This window comes from Pseudomonas sp. 11/12A (genome assembly GCF_000800055.1).
Classification (GTDB): Bacteria; Pseudomonadota; Gammaproteobacteria; order Pseudomonadales; family Pseudomonadaceae; genus Aquipseudomonas; species Aquipseudomonas mohnii.
Map to the genome: position 1 here is coordinate 5,474,708 of NZ_JUGV01000001.1, position 24,033 is coordinate 5,498,740.

Here is a 24,033-nt window from a genome sequence, read left to right on the forward strand (position 1 = left end):
GCTAGTCAACAGATTATCAGCATCACAAGTTACTCCGCGAGAAATCAAAGATGTAACCAACGATTGCTGAGCCAAGTTTAGGGTTTTCTCAAAACCCAAAGATGTTTGAACTGAAGAGTTTGATCATGGCTCAGATTGAACGCTGGCGGCAGGCCTAACACATGCAAGTCGAGCGGATGAAGGGAGCTTGCTCCCTGATTCAGCGGCGGACGGGTGAGTAATGCCTAGGAATCTGCCTGGTAGTGGGGGACAACGTCTCGAAAGGGACGCTAATACCGCATACGTCCTACGGGAGAAAGCAGGGGACCTTCGGGCCTTGCGCTATCAGATGAGCCTAGGTCGGATTAGCTAGTTGGTGAGGTAATGGCTCACCAAGGCGACGATCCGTAACTGGTCTGAGAGGATGATCAGTCACACTGGAACTGAGACACGGTCCAGACTCCTACGGGAGGCAGCAGTGGGGAATATTGGACAATGGGCGAAAGCCTGATCCAGCCATGCCGCGTGTGTGAAGAAGGTCTTCGGATTGTAAAGCACTTTAAGTTGGGAGGAAGGGTTGTAGATTAATACTCTGCAATTTTGACGTTACCGACAGAATAAGCACCGGCTAACTCTGTGCCAGCAGCCGCGGTAATACAGAGGGTGCAAGCGTTAATCGGAATTACTGGGCGTAAAGCGCGCGTAGGTGGTTTGTTAAGTTGGATGTGAAAGCCCCGGGCTCAACCTGGGAACTGCATTCAAAACTGACAAGCTAGAGTATGGTAGAGGGTGGTGGAATTTCCTGTGTAGCGGTGAAATGCGTAGATATAGGAAGGAACACCAGTGGCGAAGGCGACCACCTGGACTGATACTGACACTGAGGTGCGAAAGCGTGGGGAGCAAACAGGATTAGATACCCTGGTAGTCCACGCCGTAAACGATGTCAACTAGCCGTTGGGAGCCTTGAGCTCTTAGTGGCGCAGCTAACGCATTAAGTTGACCGCCTGGGGAGTACGGCCGCAAGGTTAAAACTCAAATGAATTGACGGGGGCCCGCACAAGCGGTGGAGCATGTGGTTTAATTCGAAGCAACGCGAAGAACCTTACCAGGCCTTGACATCCAATGAACTTTCCAGAGATGGATTGGTGCCTTCGGGAACATTGAGACAGGTGCTGCATGGCTGTCGTCAGCTCGTGTCGTGAGATGTTGGGTTAAGTCCCGTAACGAGCGCAACCCTTGTCCTTAGTTACCAGCACGTAATGGTGGGCACTCTAAGGAGACTGCCGGTGACAAACCGGAGGAAGGTGGGGATGACGTCAAGTCATCATGGCCCTTACGGCCTGGGCTACACACGTGCTACAATGGTCGGTACAGAGGGTTGCCAAGCCGCGAGGTGGAGCTAATCCCACAAAACCGATCGTAGTCCGGATCGCAGTCTGCAACTCGACTGCGTGAAGTCGGAATCGCTAGTAATCGCGAATCAGAATGTCGCGGTGAATACGTTCCCGGGCCTTGTACACACCGCCCGTCACACCATGGGAGTGGGTTGCACCAGAAGTAGCTAGTCTAACCTTCGGGAGGACGGTTACCACGGTGTGATTCATGACTGGGGTGAAGTCGTAACAAGGTAGCCGTAGGGGAACCTGCGGCTGGATCACCTCCTTAATCGACGACTCAGCTGCTCCATAAGTTCCCACACGAATTGCTTGATTCATTGAAGAAGACGAGAGGCCAGCTTTTAAGGTGGTCTGCTTCGTTAGAGTTTAGAAATGAATATTCCAGTGTGAATATTGATTTCTAGTCTTTGATTAGATCGTTCTTTAAAAATTTGGGTATGTGATAGAAAGATAGACTGAACGTTACTTTCACTGGTAACGGATCAGGCTAAGGTAAAATTTGTGAGTTGCTCTTTATTGAGCAGCGCGAATTTTCGGCGAATGTCGTCTTCACAGTATAACCAGATTGCTTGGGGTTATATGGTCAAGTGAAGAAGCGCATACGGTGGATGCCTTGGCAGTCAGAGGCGATGAAAGACGTGGTAGCCTGCGAAAAGCTTCGGGGAGTCGGCAAACAGACTTTGATCCGGAGATGTCTGAATGGGGGAACCCAGCCATCATAAGATGGTTATCTTAAGCTGAATACATAGGCTTAAGAGGCGAACCAGGGGAACTGAAACATCTAAGTACCCTGAGGAAAAGAAATCAACCGAGATTCCCTTAGTAGTGGCGAGCGAACGGGGACTAGCCCTTAAGTGGCTTTGAGATTAGCGGAACGCTCTGGAAAGTGCGGCCATAGTGGGTGATAGCCCTGTACGCGAAAATCTCTTAGTCATGAAATCGAGTAGGACGGAGCACGAGAAACTTTGTCTGAATATGGGGGGACCATCCTCCAAGGCTAAATACTACTGACTGACCGATAGTGAACTAGTACCGTGAGGGAAAGGCGAAAAGAACCCCGGAGAGGGGAGTGAAATAGATCCTGAAACCGTATGCGTACAAGCAGTGGGAGCAGACTTTGTTCTGTGACTGCGTACCTTTTGTATAATGGGTCAGCGACTTATTTTCAGTGGCGAGCTTAACCGAATAGGGGAGGCGTAGCGAAAGCGAGTCTTAATAGGGCGTCTAGTCGCTGGGAATAGACCCGAAACCGGGCGATCTATCCATGGGCAGGTTGAAGGTTAGGTAACACTGACTGGAGGACCGAACCGACTACCGTTGAAAAGTTAGCGGATGACCTGTGGATCGGAGTGAAAGGCTAATCAAGCTCGGAGATAGCTGGTTCTCCTCGAAAGCTATTTAGGTAGCGCCTCATGTATCACTGTAGGGGGTAGAGCACTGTTTCGGCTAGGGGGTCATCCCGACTTACCAAACCGATGCAAACTCCGAATACCTACAAGTGCCGAGCATGGGAGACACACGGCGGGTGCTAACGTCCGTCGTGAAAAGGGAAACAACCCAGACCGTCAGCTAAGGTCCCAAAGTTATGGTTAAGTGGGAAACGATGTGGGAAGGCTTAGACAGCTAGGAGGTTGGCTTAGAAGCAGCCACCCTTTAAAGAAAGCGTAATAGCTCACTAGTCGAGTCGGCCTGCGCGGAAGATGTAACGGGGCTCAAACCATACACCGAAGCTACGGGTATCACTTAGGTGATGCGGTAGAGGAGCGTTCTGTAAGCCTGTGAAGGTGAGTTGAGAAGCTTGCTGGAGGTATCAGAAGTGCGAATGCTGACATGAGTAACGACAATGGGTGTGAAAAACACCCACGCCGAAAGACCAAGGTTTCCTGCGCAACGTTAATCGACGCAGGGTTAGTCGGTCCCTAAGGCGAGGCTGAAAAGCGTAGTCGATGGAAAACAGGTTAATATTCCTGTACTTCTGGTTATTGCGATGGAGGGACGGAGAAGGCTAGGCCAGCTTGGCGTTGGTTGTCCAAGTTTAAGGTGGTAGGCTGGAATCTTAGGTAAATCCGGGATTCTAAGGCCGAGAGCTGATGACGAGTGTTCTTTTAGAACACGAAGTGGTTGATGCCATGCTTCCAAGAAAAGCTTCTAAGCTTCAGGTAACCAGGAACCGTACCCCAAACCGACACAGGTGGTTGGGTAGAGAATACCAAGGCGCTTGAGAGAACTCGGGTGAAGGAACTAGGCAAAATGGCACCGTAACTTCGGGAGAAGGTGCGCCGGTGAGGGTGAAGTACTTGCTACGTAAGCCCACGCCGGTCGAAGATACCAGGCCGCTGCGACTGTTTATTAAAAACACAGCACTCTGCAAACACGAAAGTGGACGTATAGGGTGTGACGCCTGCCCGGTGCCGGAAGGTTAATTGATGGGGTTAGCTAACGCGAAGCTCTTGATCGAAGCCCCGGTAAACGGCGGCCGTAACTATAACGGTCCTAAGGTAGCGAAATTCCTTGTCGGGTAAGTTCCGACCTGCACGAATGGCGTAACGATGGCGGCGCTGTCTCCACCCGAGACTCAGTGAAATTGAAATCGCTGTGAAGATGCAGTGTATCCGCGGCTAGACGGAAAGACCCCGTGAACCTTTACTATAGCTTTGCACTGGACTTTGAATTTGCTTGTGTAGGATAGGTGGGAGGCTTTGAAGCGTGGACGCCAGTTCGCGTGGAGCCATCCTTGAAATACCACCCTGGCAACTTTGAGGTTCTAACTCAGGTCCGTTATCCGGATCGAGGACAGTGTATGGTGGGTAGTTTGACTGGGGCGGTCTCCTCCTAAAGAGTAACGGAGGAGTACGAAGGTGCGCTCAGACCGGTCGGAAATCGGTCGTAGAGTATAAAGGCAAAAGCGCGCTTGACTGCGAGACAGACACGTCGAGCAGGTACGAAAGTAGGTCTTAGTGATCCGGTGGTTCTGTATGGAAGGGCCATCGCTCAACGGATAAAAGGTACTCCGGGGATAACAGGCTGATACCGCCCAAGAGTTCATATCGACGGCGGTGTTTGGCACCTCGATGTCGGCTCATCACATCCTGGGGCTGAAGCCGGTCCCAAGGGTATGGCTGTTCGCCATTTAAAGTGGTACGCGAGCTGGGTTTAGAACGTCGTGAGACAGTTCGGTCCCTATCTGCCGTGGACGTTTGAGATTTGAGAGGGGCTGCTCCTAGTACGAGAGGACCGGAGTGGACGAACCTCTGGTGTTCCGGTTGTCACGCCAGTGGCATTGCCGGGTAGCTATGTTCGGAATAGATAACCGCTGAAAGCATCTAAGCGGGAAACTAGCCTCAAGATGAGATCTCACTGGGACCTTGAGTCCCCTGAAGGGCCGTCGAAGACTACGACGTTGATAGGTTGGGTGTGTAAGCGCTGTGAGGCGTTGAGCTAACCAATACTAATTGCCCGTGAGGCTTGACCATATAACACCCAAGCAATTTGCTGACCTGAAAAGGCACCAGATTGCGGTGTGTGAAGACGCAATGAACCGAAAGTTCGCAACCATTCACAAAAGCCGCACAAACTATCGCATACCCAATTTGCTGAAGCGTCGAAAGACGGTTCGGTACCCGAATTTCTTGACGACCATAGAGCATTGGAACCACCTGATCCCATCCCGAACTCAGCAGTGAAACGATGCATCGCCGATGGTAGTGTGGGGTTTCCCCATGTGAGAGTAGGTCATCGTCAAGATTAAATTCCAAAACCCCTATCTGCGCATGCAGGTAGGGGTTTTGTTTTTGTCCTCGAAAAAGCATCCTGAGATTGGTACGGATGAAATGATTTGTTCGGTGCCAAGGCCTGCATGACGCCTGCGATCATGGGTTTTTCTTTAGGTTGGGAATAGCGTCCGTTCTGGAACTGATTTTGTCCCTGCAGCGAGTGTCGCCGAACACTCGCTGCGCTCTCCCCTCCCGAGCGTTTTCCAAACAAAAAAACCAGCGCATTGCGCTGGTTTTTTTTCGGACTTTTCCGGGATTCGGGATTCGGCGTAACGCGCCTGAAAAAAACGTGGTGTTGTCTTGATGATAGATGTTATACATATAACATGTTTAACGATAATGACACCGCAATAACAATCCCTCGATCGGTGCGCTGACATGTCTACAGAAAAGAACAGCTTCCTTCAGTTGCTCGAGCAAGAGTTCTCGAACCTGACCCCGACTGGCAAACGCATTGCCAGTTACCTGTTGGGAAACCCGGATCAGCTACCGTTCGAGTCGGCCGACAGCATCGCGCAGCAGGCTTCCACCACTGGCATTTCCGTGGGGCGTTTTTTCCGTTCGCTGGGTTATCAGAACATCGATGAGGTCAAACAGAGTCTGCGCGGCGAAGCGCCGGCGTCGTGGTTGATCACCGACCGGATCGGCGCCTTTCGCACCGAAAGCACTCGAGAAGACGCACTCGACCGTTCCATGAGTCGCGAGATCGAGGCCATCCGGCACGTTTATGGCCTGGCGCGCAGCGGTGCCTTCGCTGAAATCGTGCAGCGCATCTACGAAGCCGATGCGGTATTCATTCTCGGCATCCAGTCGACCCGCGGGATTCTCACCGCGTTTCATAGCCACCTCGAATACATCCGGCCCAAGGTTTATTACGTCGACGGCTTGTCCGGCATCTACGCCGAAACCCTGAATTCCGGCTTTGCCAACCCCTACGCAATCATTTCGGATTTCCGGGCCTATTCCAGTGTGACCCGGACCTTCTGCGACGCCGCCATCGATAACAACCTGCCCTTGGCCCTGATCACCGATCTGCAATGCCCGTGGGCACGTGACTACCCGCTGGATCTGCTGCAACTCAAAACCGATGTCGGGCAGTTCTGGGACTCCCCTGCCCCGCTGGCCTGCCTGTTGAACCTGATGGTATCGGCCGTAGCGGAAAAGTTCGGCGACCGCCTCGATGAACGCCTGAGCAAAAACCGACAATTGCAAAAAGCTTTCGGCCAGTTCGAAGGCTAGATCCATCCAATCCCAACTGGAGTTTTTGCGTGAACAACAGCCCCCTTGTAGAGATTGATGCCGAGCGATATCAGGTGCAAATCGATCTGATCTACGCCAGTGCCGACAATCTGGCTGGAAAGGTGATTTACCCGAGTGCCCGTTGCCTGCTGCATCGCCAAGCGGCCGACTGCCTGGGCAAGGCCAGTGAACTGGCGCGGCTGGCCGGTTACACACTGCGGATTTATGACGCCTACCGTCCACCTTTCGCCCAGTTTCTATTGTGGGAGGCATTGCCTGACGGTAACTACGTGCGCGATCCCCATTTGGGCTCCCACCATAGCCGTGGCGTTGCTGTGGATTTGACCCTGGTGGGAAGCGATGGACAGCCGCTGGATATGGGCAGCGCCTTCGACACCATGGAAGAGAAGTCCCATCAGTTCTACCCGGACCTTCCCGTTCACGTGCAACGCAATCGTCTGCTGTTGCTGGGAATCATGCTCGCGTCCGGGTTCTGCGCAATTCCCACTGAGTGGTGGCATTACGAACTTCCGGATGCCGATGATTACCCCTTGCTGGAAGACAACCAGACCACGTTCTCGAACAACTAAAACCGCAACAAACCGATAACGAAACCACAGAGTTTCGCAGCCAACGCAACGCGATAACAACAAGCGTTACCTGCTTCACCTGCAACTGCCCGGTTATAGCTTTTATAAAAAACCTGACGTACTTCCATACATCGAATGATTAAGGAAACCGGCATGACCCCAATGAACACCGTGACCCGAAAAACCTCTCCACGCACCAGCAAGCTGCTGCTTGGTCTACTGTGCAGCGCGATGAGCCTGGGCGCCTGGCAAGCCGCTTCGGCAGCGACGGCTCAGGACACTCTGGTCATCGGCAAGCCCGCCGACCCACAAACGCTCGACCCGGCGGTAACCTTCGATAACAACGACTGGACCATCACCTACCCGTCCTATCAGCGTCTGGTGAGCTACAAAACCGACGGTGACAAGAGCAGCACCGAAGTGACAGGGGATCTGGCGGAAAGCTGGACCGTGTCGCCGGATAACCTGGTCTGGGAGTTCAAGATCAAGCCCGGCAACAAGTTCGATGACGGCACCGCAGTGGATGCCGCTGCCGTGAAGTTTTCCTTCGATCGCCTGATGACCCTCAAGCAAGGGCCGTCCGGTGCATTCCCGGAGGACATGGTGGTGGCGGTGATCGACCCGCAGACTATCCGCTTTACGCTGAAAACGCCGTTCGCCCCTTTCCTGTTCGTCCTGGCCCACAACGGCGCCTCGATCGTTAACCCGCTGGTGGCCAACAAGGGCGCCGAAACCAATGCCTGGCTGTCCAGTCACACCGCAGGCTCCGGTCCTTTCCGCCTGACCAGTTGGCAAAAGGGCCAGTCCGTCACGATGGAGCCGAACCCCTACTTCGCCGGTCCCAAGCCTGCGTTCAAGACCGTGATCCTCAAGACGATTGCGGAGCCCTCCGTGCGTCGGCTGCAACTGGAGCGCGGGGACCTGGATATCATCGAAGACATGCCCGAAGACCAATTGGGCGCACTGGGCGGCAAGCCCGGCGTAGTGGTCAAAGATTTTCCTTCGTTGCGCGTCACTTACCTGTACCTGAACAACAAGAAGGGGCCTCTGACGGACGTCAACGCCCGTCGCGCGATCACCGAAGCGGTGGACTACAACGGCATCGTCAAGGGCATTCTCAAGGACAAGGCCAAGCTGCTGAACGGGCCGATACCGGATGGCATGTGGGGCTACGACAGTTCGCTGCCAGTGATGAAGCAGGACCTGGCCGCCGCGAAGAACAGCCTGGCCAAGGCCCCCCAGAAGATCACCAACCTGAACTACATGTACTCGGACAAGGACGCCAACTGGGAACCGATCGGCCTGACCTTGCAGGCGGCCCTGGCCCCCCTGGGCATCAACCTCAAACTGGAGAAAACCGCCAACGCCACCCTGCGTGAACGCGTTGGCCAGGCCGACTACGACATCGCGGTGGGGACCTGGAGCCCGGACTTCGCTGACCCGTACATGTTCATGAACTTCTGGTTCGACTCCAAGATGCAGGGCCTGCAAGGCAACCGCTCGTTCTATAGCAACCCGGAAGTCGACAAGCTGATTCGCGAAGCGGCCGCTGTCAGCGACACCGCCAAACGCGTCGAGCTTTACCAGACTGCGCAGAAAAAGGTGCTCGACGACAGCGTCTATGCCTACCTCTATCAGAAGAGCTACTCCCTGCCGATGCGTGATTCGGTCAAGGGCTACGTGTTCAACCCCATGCTCGAACAGGTGTTCAACCTGGGAAGCATGAGCAAGTAAACATGCTCCTTCGCGCCAGCCCCCGGCGGCTGGCGCGGCTTCTGATTTCGTCGCTCGTGTAACTGAGGTGCCAGATGGCCTTCCTGACATTGTTGCGCAAGCGCCTGCTCGGCTTGATGTTGGTCGTGTTCGGTGTTTCGCTGATTACCTTTTCAATTTCCCACTTGATCCCGGGCGACCCTGCCCGATTGATCGCCGGCGACCGCGCCAGCGACGCTCTCGTGGCCGGCATCCGTCATCAACTGGGATTGGATCTGCCGCTGTATCAACAATACGGTCGCTACCTGATGGATCTGTTGCACGGGGACCTGGGAACCTCGATACGCACCAACCGTCCCGTCCTGGAAGACTTGCAAGCGTTCTTCCCGGCCACACTGGAACTGGCGCTGGTCGCACTGACGTTAGCGATTCTGGTCGGTGTGCCGCTGGGCGTGTTGTCAGCGGTTTACCACAACCGGCTGATCGATCAGATCGCCCGGACCCTGGCGGTCACCGGTATTTCCACCCCGGCCTTCTGGCTCGGCCTGGGTGCAATCGTGTTGTTCTACGGCCATCTGGGCTGGCTGCCCGGTGGCGGCCGGCTATCTGAAGGGCTCTCGCCGCCACCGACGATCACGGGTTTTTACCTGATCGACTCGCTGCTGGCGGGGGATGTCCGACTGTTTCTCGATGCAGCCGAACACCTGATTCTTCCAGCCGCAACGCTGGGCTTCGTGACCCTGGGGGTAGTCGCCCGGCAGATCCGCTCGGCCATGCTGGATCAATTGGGCGAGGACTACATCCGCACCGCGCGCGCCTATGGCCTGTCCCGGTGGACAGTGATCCTGCGTCACGCCCTGCCCAACGCCCTCATCCCTTCGGTGACCGTCCTTGGGTTGACCCTGGGTGATTTGTTGTACGGCGCGGTACTGACCGAAACCGTATTTGCCTGGCCCGGCATGGGGGCCTATGTGGTCAAGTCGATCCAGTCGCTGGATTTCCCGGCGGTGATGGGCTTTGCGATTCTGGTTTCGTTCATCTATGTCCTGTTGAACATGGCTATCGACCTTTTGTATCGCGTGATCGACCCACGCATCGGCGAGGTGAATTGAAATGTCTGTGACTCTGACGGCGGCACGTGGCCCGCGCAGGGCTGAAAAACTCGCCTACCTGGCTTACCAGATCCGCCGGAGCCCGCTGACCATGGCGGGCCTGTTGATCACTTCTATCGTACTGCTGTGCATGATCTTCGCGCCCTGGCTCGCCAGCCACGACCCGAATGCACTGAACCTCGGCGAACGCCTGGCGCCGCCATCCGCCGACCATTGGTTTGGCACTGATGAAGTGGGTCGCGACCTGTTCAGCCGGGTGCTGTTCGGCAGCCAGCAGTCGGTGGGCGTCGGCCTGTTCGTGGCTTTCGCCTCCTGTTTCATCGGCGGGCTGCTAGGGTGCTTTTCGGGGGTGATCGGTGGGCGTTTCGACGCCTTCATCATGCGCCTGATGGACATCATGCTTTCGGTCCCGTCACTGGTGCTGATCATGGCATTGGCGGCCGCATTGGGCGCGAGTCTGTTCAACGCCATGCTGGCCATTACCCTGGTGCGAATCCCATCCTACGTACGACTGGCCCGTGGCCAGGCCTTGAGTATTCGACAGATGGGGTACGTCAAGGCCGCCCATACGTTCGGGGCCGGACGCTGGCACGTGGTGCACTGGCACGTGGCGCGAAACGCAATGCCGCCCTTGCTGGTGCAACTGAGCCTGGATATCGGTAGCGCCATCCTCATGGCCTCGGCCCTTGGATTCATCGGCCTGGGCGCGCAACAGCCAACCGCCGAGTGGGGCGCAATGGTCGCCACCGGGCGCAATTACATCCTCGATAACTGGTGGTATTCGACCTTTCCAGGCATGGCGATTCTGATCACCGCCACCGGTTTCAACCTGCTGGGCGATGGTGTACGCGACCTGCTCGACCCACGGCAACAGGGGAAATGACAATGCAGACTTCGAGCCCAGTGCTGGCCATCGACAATCTGAGCCTGGAATTCCCGGCTTACAAAAACAATGTGAAAGCCTTGAACGGCGTGACGTTGCACGTCAATCCCGGCGAAATCGTCGGCGTGGTGGGCGAGTCCGGGTCGGGCAAGTCGGTCACGGCCATGCTCAGCATGCGTCTGCTGCCCGAGCGCAGCTATCGCATTACCGCAGGCAGCCTCAGCATGCTCGGCCGCGACATGCTCACAACGCCTGAAAAGGAACTGCTGCAGATTCGCGGACGCGATGCGGCGATGATTTTCCAGGAGCCGATGACCGCCCTGAACCCGACCCGGCGCATCGGTCGACAAATGCTCGATGTGATCATCCATCACCAGAAAATCAGTGCGGCCCAGGCGCGGCTCAAGGCGATTGCCCTGTTGCGCGACATGCACATCGCCAGCCCCGAGCACGTATTGGAGAGCTACCCGTTCGAACTGTCCGGGGGCATGCGTCAACGGGTGATGATTGCGCTGGCGTTCTCCTGTGAACCGCAACTCTTGATCGCCGACGAGCCGACCACCGCGCTCGACGTCACGGTGCAACGCCAGGTGCTGTTGCTGCTGCGAGAAAAGGCCAGGCAACGGGGGACTGCCATTTTGCTCATCACCCATGACATGGCATTGGTGTCGCAGTTCTGTGACCGGGTGTATGTCATGTACACCGGCGCTGTGGTCGAAGAAGGCCGCACCGTCGACGTGATGAACAATCCGCAACACCCTTATACCCGTGGGCTGCTCAGCGGCCTTCCGGAAATGGTGGAGCCGGGCCAGCCGTTGCTGACCATTCCCGGGCAAGTCCCCAACCTCGCCTCTTTACCCGAGGGCTGCACGTTTCAGGAGCGGTGCTCTTACGCCATGCCGGTCTGTGCCAAACGTCCTACCCTCAATGCCATCAACGACCAACGTAAAAGCGCTTGCTGGTTGCCCGTCAAGGAGCTTTCGTGATGAACAATGCTGTCCTTCATAGGGCTATCGACATGGCTCCCCCGATTCTTCAACTCAACGATGTTCGTGTGCGTTTCCCCGTCAGTAACGACTGGCTGGGTCGGCCGCGAGGCTTTGCTCACGCCCTCAATGGCATTGATCTTCAGGTACGAGCGGGCGAAACCCTGGGGATCGTGGGTGAGTCAGGCTGTGGAAAAAGCACATTGGCGCAGTTGTTGATGGGCTTGATTGCGCCCAGCAGCGGCGATTTGAACTGGGCCAGTCGCACCGGCAGCGAAGGCCGCAACAACGTGCAGATTGTGTTCCAGGACCCCCAGTCTTCGCTCGACCCGCGTCTGCCGATCTGGCGGATCATCACCGAGCCACTGTACGCCCGGGGTCATGGCGATCGGGCACGGATGCGTGAGGTGGCAGCCAAGGTCGCGTCCCAGGTCGGTATCCGCCCGGAATACCTGGACCGCTTCCCCCACCAGTTCTCCGGCGGCCAGCGTCAGCGGATTGCCATTGCCCGGGCCCTGTCCTCCGACCCGGATATTATCGTCCTCGACGAACCCACATCGGCGCTGGATATCTCGGTTCAGGCGCAGATCCTCAACCTGCTCGCAGAGCTGCAACGCGCTCGCAACCTGACCTACATCCTGATTTCCCATAACGTGTCCGTCGTGCGTCATATGGCAGACCGGGTTGCAGTGATGTATTTGGGGCAAATCGTCGAGCTGGGCCAGGCTGCCCAGGTGCTCGATCAGCCACGCCATCCCTATACCCGCCTGTTACTCGAAGCAGTTCCACGACTGGGCGTTGCGCTGCATGAAGAGCAGGTGGCGGCGCCTACCGAATTGCCGGGTAACCGTCATTTGCCGACTGGCTGCTTCTTTCGAGAACGGTGCAGCCTGTGCACCGTTGGCTGTGACAAACCCCAGGTCCTGCAGGGAGACGAGCGGCAGCGGGCGCGGTGTCATTTACAAGGCTGATTCCCTGTCGGCGGACAGCCTGTTGTGGCGCATAAAAAAACCGGCTTTATTAGCCGGTTTTTTGACCTTCTGAAAAACCTATGCACATTTTTCAGAATTTTATGAAGTTAAGAAATATATAGTTAAATCATAGTCTTAACAGAAAAATGCGGCCTGTATCAGCAAAACGGCACACAGGTTATCCACAGAACTCAGACAGCCACTTGATCGCTGGCCACCGGGGCTTGTGGGGCGGGTGGAAGTGATCCCATTTCCCGTTGCATCTGCTCGTTCCAGGCCTGAACCCGATCGTTAAGCTCGGCAATGGCGCGCGGCCCGCTACCCTCGGCATGCATCGGCTTGCCGATGATCACGGTAATGACACCTTGCTTCTTCGCCCAGCCGGTTTTTGGCCAGAACTTGCCGGCGTTGTGGGCAATGGGCAGCACCGGAAGTGCGGCATTGACCGCCAGTGCGGTGCCGCCGCGAGAGAACTTCCCGATGGTGCCGTAAGGGACCCGTGTTCCTTCAGGAAAGATCAGCACCCATACGCCATCCTTGAGCAACTCATCGCCCCTCTTTGCGACTTGCTTGAGTGCGGCTTTCGGGTTGTCACGGTCGATTGCAATCGGTCGCAACATGGCCATGGCCCAGCCGAAAAAAGGGACATACAGCAACGAGCGCTTGAGCACCTGGCTCAACGGCTCGAAGTAGGCCGAGAGAAAGAATGTTTCCCAGGTGCTCTGATGGTTCGATTGAATCACGCAGGGCTGGTCGGGCACGTTCTCGGCGCCTTTCACTTCGTAACGGATACCCAGGAACACCTTGCTCAGCCACAAGGCGCAGCGGCACCAGTAAACGTTGATGAAGCGATAACGCGCCTTGAATGGCAAAAACGGCGCGACAAAAAAGCTCAGGCTGCACCACAGCAACGAACTGGTGCCCAGCAGCAGGTAAAAGAGGAAGGTTCTGATGGCCTGCAATATCGACATGGTGACGTTTACCGTTGCGGGAACTGCCCGTCCTATATAAAGCGCACTTCCCTTTCATCCTTGGTCAGGACCAATCGAAGCGCACACTTACTCAAGGGCATGTGTGGATAAGTTCTGCGGCTATTGCCGCCAGATCGTCAAAAATCAATGTGCCTACCGGAAGGGTCTTGCCCAAAGTCTTCACGCCTTTTCCGGTCTTTACCAAAACTGGCTGAGAATCGACGGCTTTGGCAGCTTCCAGGTCACCGAGACTATCGCCGACGAACCATAGATTAGTCAGCGATACGTTGTAATGTGCGGCGATGTTTTTCAACATCCCGGGTTTTGGCTTGCGGCAATCACAGCCATCGTCCGGCCCGTGCGGGCAGTAGACGATGAGGCCGACTTCACCGCCCTGCTCTGCCACCAGCGAGCGCAAGCGCTCGTGCATGGCGTCCAGGGTGGCGATGTCGTAATAGCCGCGAGCGATGCCGGACTGGTTGGTAGCAACCGCTACCGTCCAGCCGGCCTTGCTCAACTGCGCGATGGCTTCGATCGACCCGGGGAGCGGTATCCACTCCTCCACTGACTTGATGTAAGCGTCGGAGTCGTAGTTGATCACCCCGTCCCGATCGAGTATCAGCAGTTTCAAACAGTCTTACCCCAGCAACGAAATATCGGCGACGCCGAGGAACAGGCCACGCAGACGTGCCAGCAACGCATAACGGTTGGCGCGAACTTTCGCGTCCTCCGCGTTGACCATCACGGCTTCGAAGAACGCATCCACCGGCTCGCGCAAGGCGGCCAGGCGTGCCAGCGATTCGCTGTACTGACGCGCTGCGGCCATAGGCTGAACCGCCTGGTCTGCCTGCTGGATCGCCGAGTACAGGGAGAACTCGTTGGCATTGTCGAAGTACTTGGCTTCCACGACGGTTGGCACGGAGCCTTCCACCTTGCTCAGCAGATTCGAAACGCGTTTGTTCACGGCAGCGAGGGCAGCGGCTTCCGGCAACTTGCGGAAGGCCTCTACCGCTTGTACGCGCTGGTCGAAGTCCAGGGCCGAACCCGGCTTCAGGGCACGCACCGACAGGTAGGTCGCGACGTCGACGCCTTCGTCCTCGTAACGGGCACGCAGACGGTCGAAGATGAACTCCAGCACCGCGTCGTTCAGGCCGGCAGCCTTGACCTTGGCACCGAAGGCATTCACGGCGAAGGCTACGGCGTCGTTCAGGTCGAGGTCGAGTTTCTTGTCGATCAGGATGCGCAATACGCCCAATGCGGCACGGCGCAAGGCGTACGGATCTTTGCTGCCGGTAGGCAGCATGCCGATGCCGAAAATACCGACCAGGGTATCCAGCTTGTCAGCGATGGCCACGGCCGCACCGGTCAGGGTGGTCGGCAGCTCGGCGCCGGCACCGCGCGGCATGTATTGCTCGTTCAGTGCCAGTGCAACGTCTTGTGGCTCGCCATCGTTGAGGGCGTAATAGTAGCCGGCGACACCTTGCATCTCCGGGAACTCGCCGACCATTTCGGTCGCCAGGTCGCACTTGGACAGCAGGCCGGCGCGAGTCGCCCACGCGGCGTTGCCGCCGATGCGCTGAGCGATGAACGCGGCCAGTTTGGAAACGCGTTCGGCCTTGTCATAGACGCTGCCGAGTTTTTCCTGGAACACCACGTTTTGCAGGCGCAGGTTGAAGTCTTCGAGTTTCTGCTTCTTGTCTTGCTTGAAGAAGAACTCGGCGTCGGTCAGGCGTGGACGAACCACTTTCTCGTTACCGGCGATGATCTGCTGCGGGTCTTTGCTCTCGATGTTGGCCACGGTGATGAAACGTGGCAGCAACTTGCCGTCGGCATCCAGCAGGCAGAAATACTTCTGGTTGTCCTGCATGGTGGTGATCAGGGCTTCTTGCGGTACGTCGAGGAAACGCTCTTCGAACGAGCACACCAGCGGCACCGGCCATTCAACCAGCGCGGTCACTTCGTCGAGCAGGTCCGGCGGCACGATCGCCGTGCCTTCCTGACGGGTGGCCAGCTCTTCGGTGCGCTTGCTGATGATGTCGCGACGCTCGTTGGCGTCAGCCAATACATAAGCGGCACGCAGGTCAGCCAGGTAGCTGGACGGCGAACCGATGCGCACGCTTTCCGGATGGTGGAAGCGGTGACCACGGGAATCGCGGCCGGCCTTCTGGGCGAGGATGGTGCAGTCGATGACCTGGTCACCGAGCAGCATGACCAGCCATTGGGTCGGGCGAACGAATTCTTCCTTGCGAGCCCCCCAGCGCATGCGCTTGGGAATCGGCAGGTCGTTCAGCGAATCTTCAACGATGGTCGGCAGCAGGCTCGCGGTCGGCTTGCCGGCGATGTTTTGGCTGTAGCGCAGTTTCGGGCCACTCTGATCGATTTCGCTCAGATCGACGCCGCACTTCTTGGCAAAGCCCAGTGCCGCTTGGGTCGGATTGCCCTCGGCATCGAACGCGGCCTGGCGTGGCGGGCCATCGAGGTTGATGCTGCGATCAGGCTGCTGAGTGGCCAGCGAGGTGATCAGCACGGCCAGGCGACGTGGCGCGGCATAAACGGTTTTGGTCTCGTAATTCAGGCCGGACGCTTGCAGGCCCTTGTCGATGCCGGCCAGAAACGCTTCGGCCAGGGTGTTCAGGGCTTTGGGTGGCAGTTCTTCAGTGCCCAATTCAACCAGAAAATCCAGAGCACTCATTGTGCAGCCTCCAGCTTGGCCAGTACTTCATCACGCAGGTCCGGGGTTGCCATCGGGAAGCCCAGCTTGGCGCGAGCCAGCAGGTAGGCTTGCGCAACGGAACGCGCCAGGGTGCGCACACGCAGAATGTATTGCTGACGCGCGGTCACCGAGATTGCCCGGCGCGCATCCAGCAGGTTGAAGGTATGGGACGCCTTCAACACCATTTCGTAGCTTGGCAACGGCAGCGGCTGGTCGAGTTCGATCAGGCGCTTGGCCTCGCTTTCATAGAAATCGAACAGTTCGAACAGCTTCTCGACGTTGGCGTGTTCGAAGTTGTAGGTCGACTGCTCCACTTCGTTCTGGTGGAACACGTCGCCGTAGGTCACTTTGCCAAACGGACCGTCAGCCCAGACCAGGTCGTAGACCGAGTCCACGCCTTGCAGGTACATGGCCAGACGTTCGAGGCCGTAAGTGATCTCGCCCGTCACCGGGTAGCACTCGATGCCGCCCGCCTGCTGGAAGTAAGTGAACTGCGTCACTTCCATGCCGTTGAGCCAGACTTCCCAGCCCAGACCCCAGGCACCGAGGGTCGGCGATTCCCAGTTGTCTTCAACGAAGCGGATGTCGTGCACCAATGGGTCCAGGCCCACGTGCTTGAGGGAGCCCAGGTACAGCTCCTGGAAATTGTCCGGGTTCGGCTTCAGGACCACCTGGAACTGGTAGTAGTGCTGCAGACGGTTCGGGTTTTCGCCATAGCGACCGTCAGTCGGGCGACGGCTTGGCTGCACATAGGCGGCGTTCCAGGTTTCCGGGCCAATGGCGCGCAGAAATGTTGCAGTGTGGAAAGTGCCGGCGCCTACTTCCATATCGTAGGGCTGAAGTACCACACAACCTTGCTCGGCCCAGTATTGCTGGAGGGCGAGGATCAAGTCTTGGAAGGTACGCACGGCTGGCGTAGGCTGGCTCACGAATTCACCTGTTTCTTGGGCTGCGATTTAAAGAGCGGGAGTATACCCGATTCATTGCTGCGCACGCCCCCTGGAGCCTTATGCCACGCTGCTTTTGGTGTTCCGAAGATCCGCTGTACATGGCTTATCACGATCAGGAGTGGGGCACGCCGCTACGCGATGCGCAGGGATTGTTCGAGTTGCTTTTGCTCGAAGGGTTCCAGGCCGGGCTTTCCTGGATCACCGTTTTGCGCAAACGCGAGCACTATCGCCGGGTGATGTACGGCTTTGACGTGCAGCGCGTGGCGCAGATGAGCGACGCCGAAATCGATGATTTGATGCTCGATCCGGGCATCATCCGCAATCGTCTCAAACTCAACGCGGCCCGGCGCAATGCCCAGGCCTGGCTGGCGCTGGAAGACCCTGTCGAGTTTCTCTGGTCGTTTGTCGGCGGCGTTGCAAAGATCAATCATTTCAAGGATCGCACCGAAGTCCCGGCCATCACGCCCGAGGCGGTGGCGATGAGCAAAGGCCTGAAAAAGGCCGGCTTCACCTTCGTCGGCCCAACCATTTGCTACGCCCTGATGCAGGCTTCGGGCATGGTCATGGACCACACCCGCGATTGCGACCGCTACGCGCAGTTGGCGAACGGCGGTTAGAATAGCCGCCTCGCGCACAGCACAAGATCAGGAGTGACCTGTGGATAAGTTTAAAGGCGCCTTGCTGGTAGGCGCTCTGCGGCTGTTTGCCCTGCTCCCGTGGCGGGCGGTGCAGGCTGTCGGCTCGGCGATTGGCTGGGTGATGTGGAAAACCCCTAACCGTTCCCGCGACGTGGTGCGGATCAACCTGTCCAAATGCTTTCCGGAGATGGACCCCGCCGAACGTGAGCGTCTGGTCGGCCAGAGTCTGAAAGACATCGGCAAGTCACTGACCGAAAGCGCTTGCGCCTGGATCTGGCCGGCCCAGCGTTCCATCGACCTGGTGCGTGAAGTCGAGGGGCTCGACGTTCTGAAGGATGCACTCGCCTCCGGCAAGGGCGTGGTCGGCATCACCAGCCACCTGGGCAACTGGGAAGTGCTCAACCACTTCTATTGCAGCCAGTGCAAACCGATCATTTTCTACCGTCCGCCCAAATTGAAGGCGGTGGATGAATTATTGCGCAAGCAGCGGGTACAACTGGGCAACAAAGTGGCCGCTTCCACCAAGGAAGGCATCCTCAGCGTCATCAAGGAAGTGCGCAAAGGTGGTGCAGTGGGCATTCCCGCCGACCCGGAACCGGCCGAGTCCGCCGGGATCTTCGTGCCGTTCTTCGCCACCCAGGCACTGACCAGCAAATTCGTACCGAACATGCTCGCGGGCGGCAAAGCGGTCGGCGTCTTTCTGCACGCCCTGCGCCTGCCAGACGGTTCAGGCTATAAAGTGATCCTCGAAGCCGCGCCAGAGGCCATGTACAGCACTGACACCGAGGAATCCTGTGCCGCCATGAGCAAGGTGGTCGAGCGTTATGTGCGGGCGTATCCAAGCCAGTACATGTGGAGCATGAAGCGCTTCAAGAAGCGTCCGCCCGGCGAAGAGCGCTGGTATTGAAACAATTGGCACAGTCTGTGGATAACTTGTAGGAGCGAGCCCGCTCGCGATGGACCTGAGGGCACCACGGGGAATCAGACTTCCCGCGTCATCGTTCACGACCATCGTCGGAGCGCCGCCCGGAGCAGGCTCGCTCCTACAAGTTATCCACAATACGTTCATAAGGGCGCAGTAGATGTCCGAACAACGCAAATCATTTCGCATCAAGATCAGTCATGACAGCTTCGGCGAATGCCTGGGCCAGACGCGCAATCTGTCGGCCACGGGTGTCTACGTCAAACATCCGGCCTTGTCGGCTCTACCCAGGGGCGCGGTGGTTTACGGACAGGTGCAGGGCTTGCCCGCCGGCGCGCCGCGTGTGCGCATGGAAGTGGTGCAAGTGGATGCCGAAGGCATTGATTTGCGTTATCTCTGATCAGTGCGCCTGCCGATCGAGCTTTTTCAGGAATACCGTCATTTCTTTCTCGGCCTGTTTGTCGCCATGGGCTTTGGCCGCCTCCAGGCCTTGCTCCCAGGCCTGTCTTGCGGCGGGATAGTTCTCCAGGGCCTGATGGGCCTTGCCCAATAGCTTCCACGCGGCCGAATACTTCGGATCAATCTCGACGCAACGCTGGAAATGCTCCACAGCCTTGGCGTTCTCCCCCAGATCCAGGTAGCCCTTGCCCAGGCCGAACCGCAGCAATGAGTTATCCACACCCTTGGCGAGCATTTTTTCCAGGGATTCGATCATCAGTGAATTCCTTGTTGAGATTATTCAGGGATATCTATGTGTTCTGTGGATCGCATTCGCGGGCAAGCCCGCTCCCACAGTGTTTTGCGGCGAACACATAGGTTGTGTACGCCTGGATTCCTGTGGGAGCGGGCTTGCCCGCGAAGAGGCCAGTCAGGCCACTGCAGAATGCCGATCAGAAGAAACTGAGTCCCACATGGAACAGTTTCTCCACATCCCGAATATGCTTTTTATCCACAAGGAACAGAATCACGTGGTCGCCAGTTTCGATCACCGTGTCGTCGTGGGCAATGATCACTTCTTCGTCGCGGATGATCGCGCCGATGGTCGTGCCCGGCGGCAGGCCGATGTTCTCGATGGCTTTTCCGATGACCTTGCTCGATTTCGCATCACCGTGGGCAATGGCCTCGATGGCTTCCGCCGCGCCCCGGCGCAGTGAGTGCACGCTGACGATGTCGCCACGGCGCACGTGGGCCAGCAAGGTGCCGATGGTCGCCAGTTGCGGACTGATGGCGATGTCGATGTCGCCGCCCTGAATCAGGTCGACGTAGGCCGGGTTATTGATGATGGTCATCACCTTCTTCGCGCCCAGGCGTTTGGCCAGCAGCGACGACATGATGTTGGCTTCGTCGTCATTGGTCAGGGCCAGGAAGATGTCCGCATCGGCGATGTTTTCTTCTATCAACAAGTCGCGGTCGGAGGCACTGCCCTGCAGCACGACGGTGCTGTCGAGGGTGTCCGAGAGATGGCGGCAGCGTGCCGGGTTCATTTCAATGATTTTCACCTGGTAACGGCTCTCGATGGCCTCGGCCAGGCGCTCGCCGATCTGCCCGCCGCCGGCGATGACGATGCGTTTGTAGGTCTCGTCGAGACGGCGCATTTCGCTCATCACCGCGCGAATGTTCGCTTTGGCGGCGATGAAAAACACTTCGTCGTCCGCTTCGATCACCGTATCGCCCTGGGGCAGGATCGGGCGATCGCGACGGAAAATGGCCGCCACGCGGGTTTCGACATTCGGCATGTGCTCGCGCAACTGCCGCAATTGCTGACCCACCAGCGGTCCGCCGTAATAGGCCCGTACCGCGACCAGTTGCGCCTTGCCCTCGGCGAAGTCGATCACCTGCAACGCACCCGGATGCTGGATCAGGCGTTTGATGTAGTTGGTGACCACTTGTTCCGGGCTGATCAACACGTCCACCGGAATCGCTTCGTTATCGAACAGTTCAGAGCGCGTGAGGTACGCCGCTTCGCGCACGCGGGCGATTTTGGTGGGGGTGTGGAACAGGGTGTGGGCCACCTGGCAGGCGACCATGTTGGTCTCGTCACTGTTGGTCACGGCCACCAGCATGTCGGCGTCGTCCGCTCCAGCCTGGCGCAGTACCGTCGGCAGTGAGCCGCGACCCTGGACCGTGCGGATGTCCAGGCGGTCGCCGAGATCGCGCAGGCGCTCGCTGTCGGTGTCGACCACCGTGATGTCGTTGGCCTCGCTGGCCAAATGCTCCGCCAGCGAACCGCCGACCTGCCCTGCACCGAGGATGATGATTTTCATCCAGTCACTCCATTGAATCCGTTAACCGCGCGCGGCGGCGATCTTGATCAGCTTGGCGTAATAGAAGCCATCGTGGCCGCCTTCTTGTGCGAGCAATTGGCGACCATGGGGTTGCTTGATGCCGGCCGCCGTCGCGAGGTCCAGTTCTCGGGCGCCCGGCGTGCGGGCAAGGAACGCTTCGATGACTTCGGTGTTCTCGGTCGGCAGCGTGGAGCAGGTGGCGTAGAGCAAAATGCCGCCGACCTCCAGGGTTTTCCACAGGGCATCCAGTAGCTCGCCTTGCAGCAGCGCCAGTGCGGCGATGTCATCGGGCTGGCGGGTGAGCTTGATGTCCGGGTGACGGCGAATCACGCCGGTGGCCGAGCACGGCGCGTCCAGCAGGATGCGCTGGAACGGCTTGCCATCCCACCAGGTGGCGGTGTCGCGACCGTCGGCGGCGATCAGCTCGGCGCTCAGGCCCAGGCGTTCGAGGTTTTCACGCACGCGTACCAGGCGTTTGGCTTCCAGATCCACGGCCACCACGCCCGCCAATGCCGGCTCGGCCTCGAGGATGTGGCAGGTTTTGCCCCCCGGTGCACAGCAGGCGTCCAGCACCCGTTGGCCGGGCGCCAGGTCAAGCAGATCGGCGGCCAGTTGCGCCGCTTCATCCTGCACGCTGATCCAGCCTTCGGCGAACCCGGGCAGGCTGCGCACGTCGGTGGCGGCGTCGAGGATGATGCCATCGCGGCTGTAAACGCATGCACGGGCGGCGATGCCGGCCTCGCTCAGCAAGTCGAGGTAGGCGTCGCGGGTGTGATGGCGTCGATTGACGCGCAGGATCATCGGCGGGTGAGCATTGTTCGCCGCGCAAATGGCTTCCCATTGTTGCGGCCAGAACGCTTTCAGGGATTTTTGCAGCCAGCGCGGATGGGCGGTACGCACTACCGGGTCGTGTTCCAGCTCCGCCAGCAGCGTTTCGCTCTCCCGTTGGGCGCGGCGCAGCACGGCGTTGAGCAAGGCTTTGGCCCAAGGTTTTTTCAGTTTGTCAGCGCAACCGACGGTTTCACCGATGGCGGCGTGGGCCGGCACGCGGGTGTAGAGCAACTGGTAGAGGCCGACCAGCAACAAGGCTTCAACATCGGCGTCCGCTGCCTTGAAAGGCTTCTGCAGCAGTTTGGCCGCCAGCGCCGACAATCGCGGCTGCCAGCGTGCGGTGCCGAACGCCAGGTCCTGGGTGAAACTGCGATCGCGATCTTCGACCTTGTCCATTTGCGTAGGCAGCGAACTGTTGAGAGAGGCTTTTCCGCTGAGAACAGCAGCCAGTGCCTTGGCGGCGGCCAGACGCGGGTTCATTGAGCGTCCGCCGTTTGACCGAGGACGGTGCCCACCGCGAATTTCTCACGACGGCTGTTGAACAAGTCGCTGAAGTTCAGCGCTTTGCCGCCGGGCAATTGCAGGCGGGTCAGGCACAGCGCCTGCTCACCGCAGGCGACGATGAGCCCGTCCTTGCTGGCGCCGAGGATTTCACCCGGTGTGCCCTTTCCTTGCGTGAGGCTCGCGGCCAACACTTTCAGCGCTTCGCCGTTCAACGTGCTGTGGGTGATCGGCCATGGGTTGAAAGCACGGACCAGGCGTTCCAGCTCAATCGCCGGGCGGGTCCAGTCGATGCGGGCTTCGTCCTTGTTCAGCTTGTGCGCGTAGGTAGCCAGGCTGTCGTCCTGCACTTCGCCTACCAGCGTGCCGGCAGCGAGGCCGGCAATGGCTTGAATCACCGCAGGCGGGCCCATTTCGGCCAGGCGATCATGCAGGCTGCCGCCGGTGTCTTCGGCGCAGATCGGCGTGATGACCTTGAGCAGCATCGGCCCGGTGTCGAGTCCCGCTTCCATGCGCATCACGGTCACGCCGCTCTCGGCGTCGCCCGCTTGCACGGCGCGCTGGATCGGCGCCGCACCGCGCCAGCGCGGCAGCAGCGAGGCATGGCTATTGATGCAGCCCAGGCGCGGAATATCCAGCACCACTTGCGGCAGGATCAGGCCGTAGGCGACCACCACCATCAAGTCCGGTTTCAGTGCGGCCAGTTCAGCCTGGGCGTCTTCGTTGCGCAGTGTTGGCGGTTGCAGCACCGGGAGGTTGTGTTCCAGAGCAAGCTGCTTGACCGGGCTCGGCATCAGCTTCTGGCCACGGCCTGCCGGGCGATCCGGCTGGGTGTAGACCGCAACGATCTCATAAGGGCTGTTCAACAGGGCCTTGAGGTGTTCAGCGGCGAATTCCGGGGTGCCGGCAAAGACGATGCGCAGTGGCTCAGTCATGAAGGGCTCTCTATTGCAAAGCATCTTGAAAAGAAAAAGGCTTGCCGCAGCAAGCCTTTGAAGGAGGGCATCAAGCGTTCTGGCGATGGAGCTTTTCCAGCTTCTTCTTGATCCGGTCGCGTTTGAGCGTCGACAGGTAATCGACGAACAATTTGCCGTTCAGGTGGTCGCATTCGTGCTGGATGCACACCGCGAGCAGATCTTCGGCGATCAGTTCGTAAGGTTGACCGTCGCGGTCCAAAGCCTTGACCTTGACCCGTTGTGGGCGATCGACGTTTTCGTAGAAACCCGGCACCGACAGGCAGCCTTCCTGATACTGACCCATGTCGTCGGTCAGGGGCTCGAGCTCAGGGTTGATGAACACACGCGGTTCGGTGCGGTCTTCGGAGAGGTCCATCACGACGATACGTTTGTGCACGTTGACCTGGGTCGCGGCGAGGCCGATGCCCGGTGCTTCATACATTGTTTCAAACATGTCATCGACCAACTGACGCACTTCGTCGTCCACTACGGCCACTGGTTTGGCGATAGTGCGCAGGCGCGGATCAGGGAATTCGAGGATGTTTAAAATGGCCATAAGCTTGATGACTGCACGTGTGAAGTAAGGTCGGATCGATGGCCTGGCGAGTCCGAAGATGCAGGCT

The 24,033-nt window shown here is 58.1% G+C and carries 19 protein-coding genes and 3 rRNA genes; 13 read left to right on the top strand and 9 right to left on the bottom strand.

The annotated features are described in order from the left end of the window. Positions 1-107: 107 nt before the first annotated feature. The 10 genes from GQ39_RS25155 to GQ39_RS25200 all read left to right on the top strand — a co-directional run bounded on the left by GQ39_RS25155 (position 108) and on the right by GQ39_RS25200 (position 12,643). Positions 108-1,644 (top strand): 16S ribosomal RNA (locus tag GQ39_RS25155). 313 nt (positions 1,645-1,957) lie between these two features. After that, positions 1,958-4,849 (top strand): 23S ribosomal RNA (locus tag GQ39_RS25160). A 155-nt stretch (positions 4,850-5,004) separates the two neighbouring features. Then, positions 5,005-5,120 (top strand): 5S ribosomal RNA (gene rrf, locus GQ39_RS25165). The 16S, 23S and 5S rRNA genes sit together here, the layout of an rRNA operon. 407 nt (positions 5,121-5,527) lie before the next feature. Beyond that, positions 5,528-6,388: a MurR/RpiR family transcriptional regulator gene (locus tag GQ39_RS25170; protein ID WP_047535648.1), complete on the top strand. Its 861-nt coding sequence runs from the start codon at positions 5,528-5,530 to the stop codon at positions 6,386-6,388. A gap of 29 nt (positions 6,389-6,417) precedes the next feature. Continuing rightward, positions 6,418-6,978 (top strand): D-alanyl-D-alanine dipeptidase, encoded by a 561-nt coding sequence (ddpX, locus tag GQ39_RS25175; protein ID WP_047535651.1) that lies wholly within the window; start codon positions 6,418-6,420, stop codon positions 6,976-6,978. 153 nt (positions 6,979-7,131) lie between these two features. Continuing rightward, positions 7,132-8,712, top strand: a complete 1,581-nt coding sequence (locus GQ39_RS25180; RefSeq protein WP_047535655.1) for an ABC transporter substrate-binding protein — start codon at positions 7,132-7,134, stop codon at positions 8,710-8,712. Between the two features lie 74 nt (positions 8,713-8,786). Beyond that, positions 8,787-9,803 carry an ABC transporter permease gene (locus GQ39_RS25185; RefSeq protein WP_047535659.1) on the top strand — a complete coding sequence of 339 codons (1,017 nt, stop codon included), beginning with the start codon at positions 8,787-8,789 and terminating at the stop codon, positions 9,801-9,803. A 1-nt stretch (position 9,804) separates the two neighbouring features. Continuing rightward, on the top strand, positions 9,805-10,686 hold the full coding sequence (gene ddpC / locus GQ39_RS25190) for a D,D-dipeptide ABC transporter permease (RefSeq protein ID WP_047535662.1): 882 nt from the start codon (positions 9,805-9,807) through the stop codon (positions 10,684-10,686). A 2-nt stretch (positions 10,687-10,688) separates the two neighbouring features. Next, on the top strand, positions 10,689-11,672 hold the full coding sequence (locus GQ39_RS25195; protein WP_047535672.1) for an ABC transporter ATP-binding protein: 984 nt from the start codon (positions 10,689-10,691) through the stop codon (positions 11,670-11,672). Next, the gene (locus GQ39_RS25200) at positions 11,672-12,643 is read left to right on the top strand and encodes an oligopeptide/dipeptide ABC transporter ATP-binding protein (RefSeq protein ID WP_047535677.1); all 972 of its coding nucleotides are present in this window, start codon (positions 11,672-11,674) and stop codon (positions 12,641-12,643) included. Before GQ39_RS25195 ends, GQ39_RS25200 begins: the two co-directional genes overlap by 1 nt. 191 nt (positions 12,644-12,834) lie before the next feature. Here the strand turns inward: GQ39_RS25200 and GQ39_RS25205 are convergent, their stop codons facing one another. The 4 genes from GQ39_RS25205 to glyQ form a co-directional block, all read right to left on the bottom strand. Further along, on the bottom strand, positions 12,835-13,614 hold the full coding sequence (locus GQ39_RS25205; protein WP_047535679.1) for a lysophospholipid acyltransferase family protein: 780 nt from the start codon (positions 13,612-13,614) through the stop codon (positions 12,835-12,837). Between the two features lie 91 nt (positions 13,615-13,705). Further along, entirely contained in the window at positions 13,706-14,245 is a 540-nt protein-coding gene (gmhB, locus tag GQ39_RS25210) for a D-glycero-beta-D-manno-heptose 1,7-bisphosphate 7-phosphatase (RefSeq protein WP_047535681.1), read from the bottom strand. Between the two features lie 6 nt (positions 14,246-14,251). After that, positions 14,252-16,306, bottom strand: a complete 2,055-nt coding sequence (gene glyS, locus GQ39_RS25215; protein ID WP_047535683.1) for a glycine--tRNA ligase subunit beta — start codon at positions 16,304-16,306, stop codon at positions 14,252-14,254. After that, entirely contained in the window at positions 16,303-17,256 is a 954-nt protein-coding gene (gene glyQ / locus GQ39_RS25220) for a glycine--tRNA ligase subunit alpha (RefSeq protein ID WP_003213601.1), read from the bottom strand. The genes glyS and glyQ overlap by 4 nt, the downstream gene beginning before the upstream one ends. 80 nt (positions 17,257-17,336) lie before the next feature. Between glyQ and tag the strand changes: the two genes are divergently transcribed. From tag to GQ39_RS25235, 3 genes are all read left to right on the top strand, one after another. Next, positions 17,337-17,894, top strand: a complete 558-nt coding sequence (gene tag / locus GQ39_RS25225) for a DNA-3-methyladenine glycosylase I (protein WP_047535686.1) — start codon at positions 17,337-17,339, stop codon at positions 17,892-17,894. A 40-nt stretch (positions 17,895-17,934) separates the two neighbouring features. Beyond that, positions 17,935-18,822 (top strand): lysophospholipid acyltransferase, encoded by an 888-nt coding sequence (locus GQ39_RS25230; RefSeq protein ID WP_047535688.1) that lies wholly within the window; start codon positions 17,935-17,937, stop codon positions 18,820-18,822. A 175-nt stretch (positions 18,823-18,997) separates the two neighbouring features. Further along, entirely contained in the window at positions 18,998-19,237 is a 240-nt protein-coding gene (locus GQ39_RS25235) for a PilZ domain-containing protein (RefSeq protein WP_047535691.1), read from the top strand. Here GQ39_RS25235 and GQ39_RS25240 read toward each other — a convergent pair whose 3' ends face one another. The 5 genes from GQ39_RS25240 to def form a co-directional block, all read right to left on the bottom strand. Then, positions 19,238-19,555 carry a tetratricopeptide repeat protein gene (locus GQ39_RS25240; RefSeq protein ID WP_161793959.1) on the bottom strand — a complete coding sequence of 106 codons (318 nt, stop codon included), beginning with the start codon at positions 19,553-19,555 and terminating at the stop codon, positions 19,238-19,240. Positions 19,556-19,727: 172 nt separating this feature from the next. Next, entirely contained in the window at positions 19,728-21,101 is a 1,374-nt protein-coding gene (gene trkA, locus GQ39_RS25245; RefSeq protein WP_047535697.1) for a Trk system potassium transporter TrkA, read from the bottom strand. Between the two features lie 21 nt (positions 21,102-21,122). Continuing rightward, positions 21,123-22,433 carry a 16S rRNA (cytosine(967)-C(5))-methyltransferase RsmB gene (rsmB, locus tag GQ39_RS25250; RefSeq protein WP_047535699.1) on the bottom strand — a complete coding sequence of 437 codons (1,311 nt, stop codon included), beginning with the start codon at positions 22,431-22,433 and terminating at the stop codon, positions 21,123-21,125. Beyond that, positions 22,430-23,389, bottom strand: a complete 960-nt coding sequence (gene fmt / locus GQ39_RS25255) for a methionyl-tRNA formyltransferase (RefSeq protein WP_047535702.1) — start codon at positions 23,387-23,389, stop codon at positions 22,430-22,432. Before fmt ends, rsmB begins: the two co-directional genes overlap by 4 nt. Before the next feature lie 70 nt (positions 23,390-23,459). After that, positions 23,460-23,966 (bottom strand): peptide deformylase, encoded by a 507-nt coding sequence (gene def, locus GQ39_RS25260; RefSeq protein ID WP_034149418.1) that lies wholly within the window; start codon positions 23,964-23,966, stop codon positions 23,460-23,462. Positions 23,967-24,033: the final 67 nt, after the last annotated feature.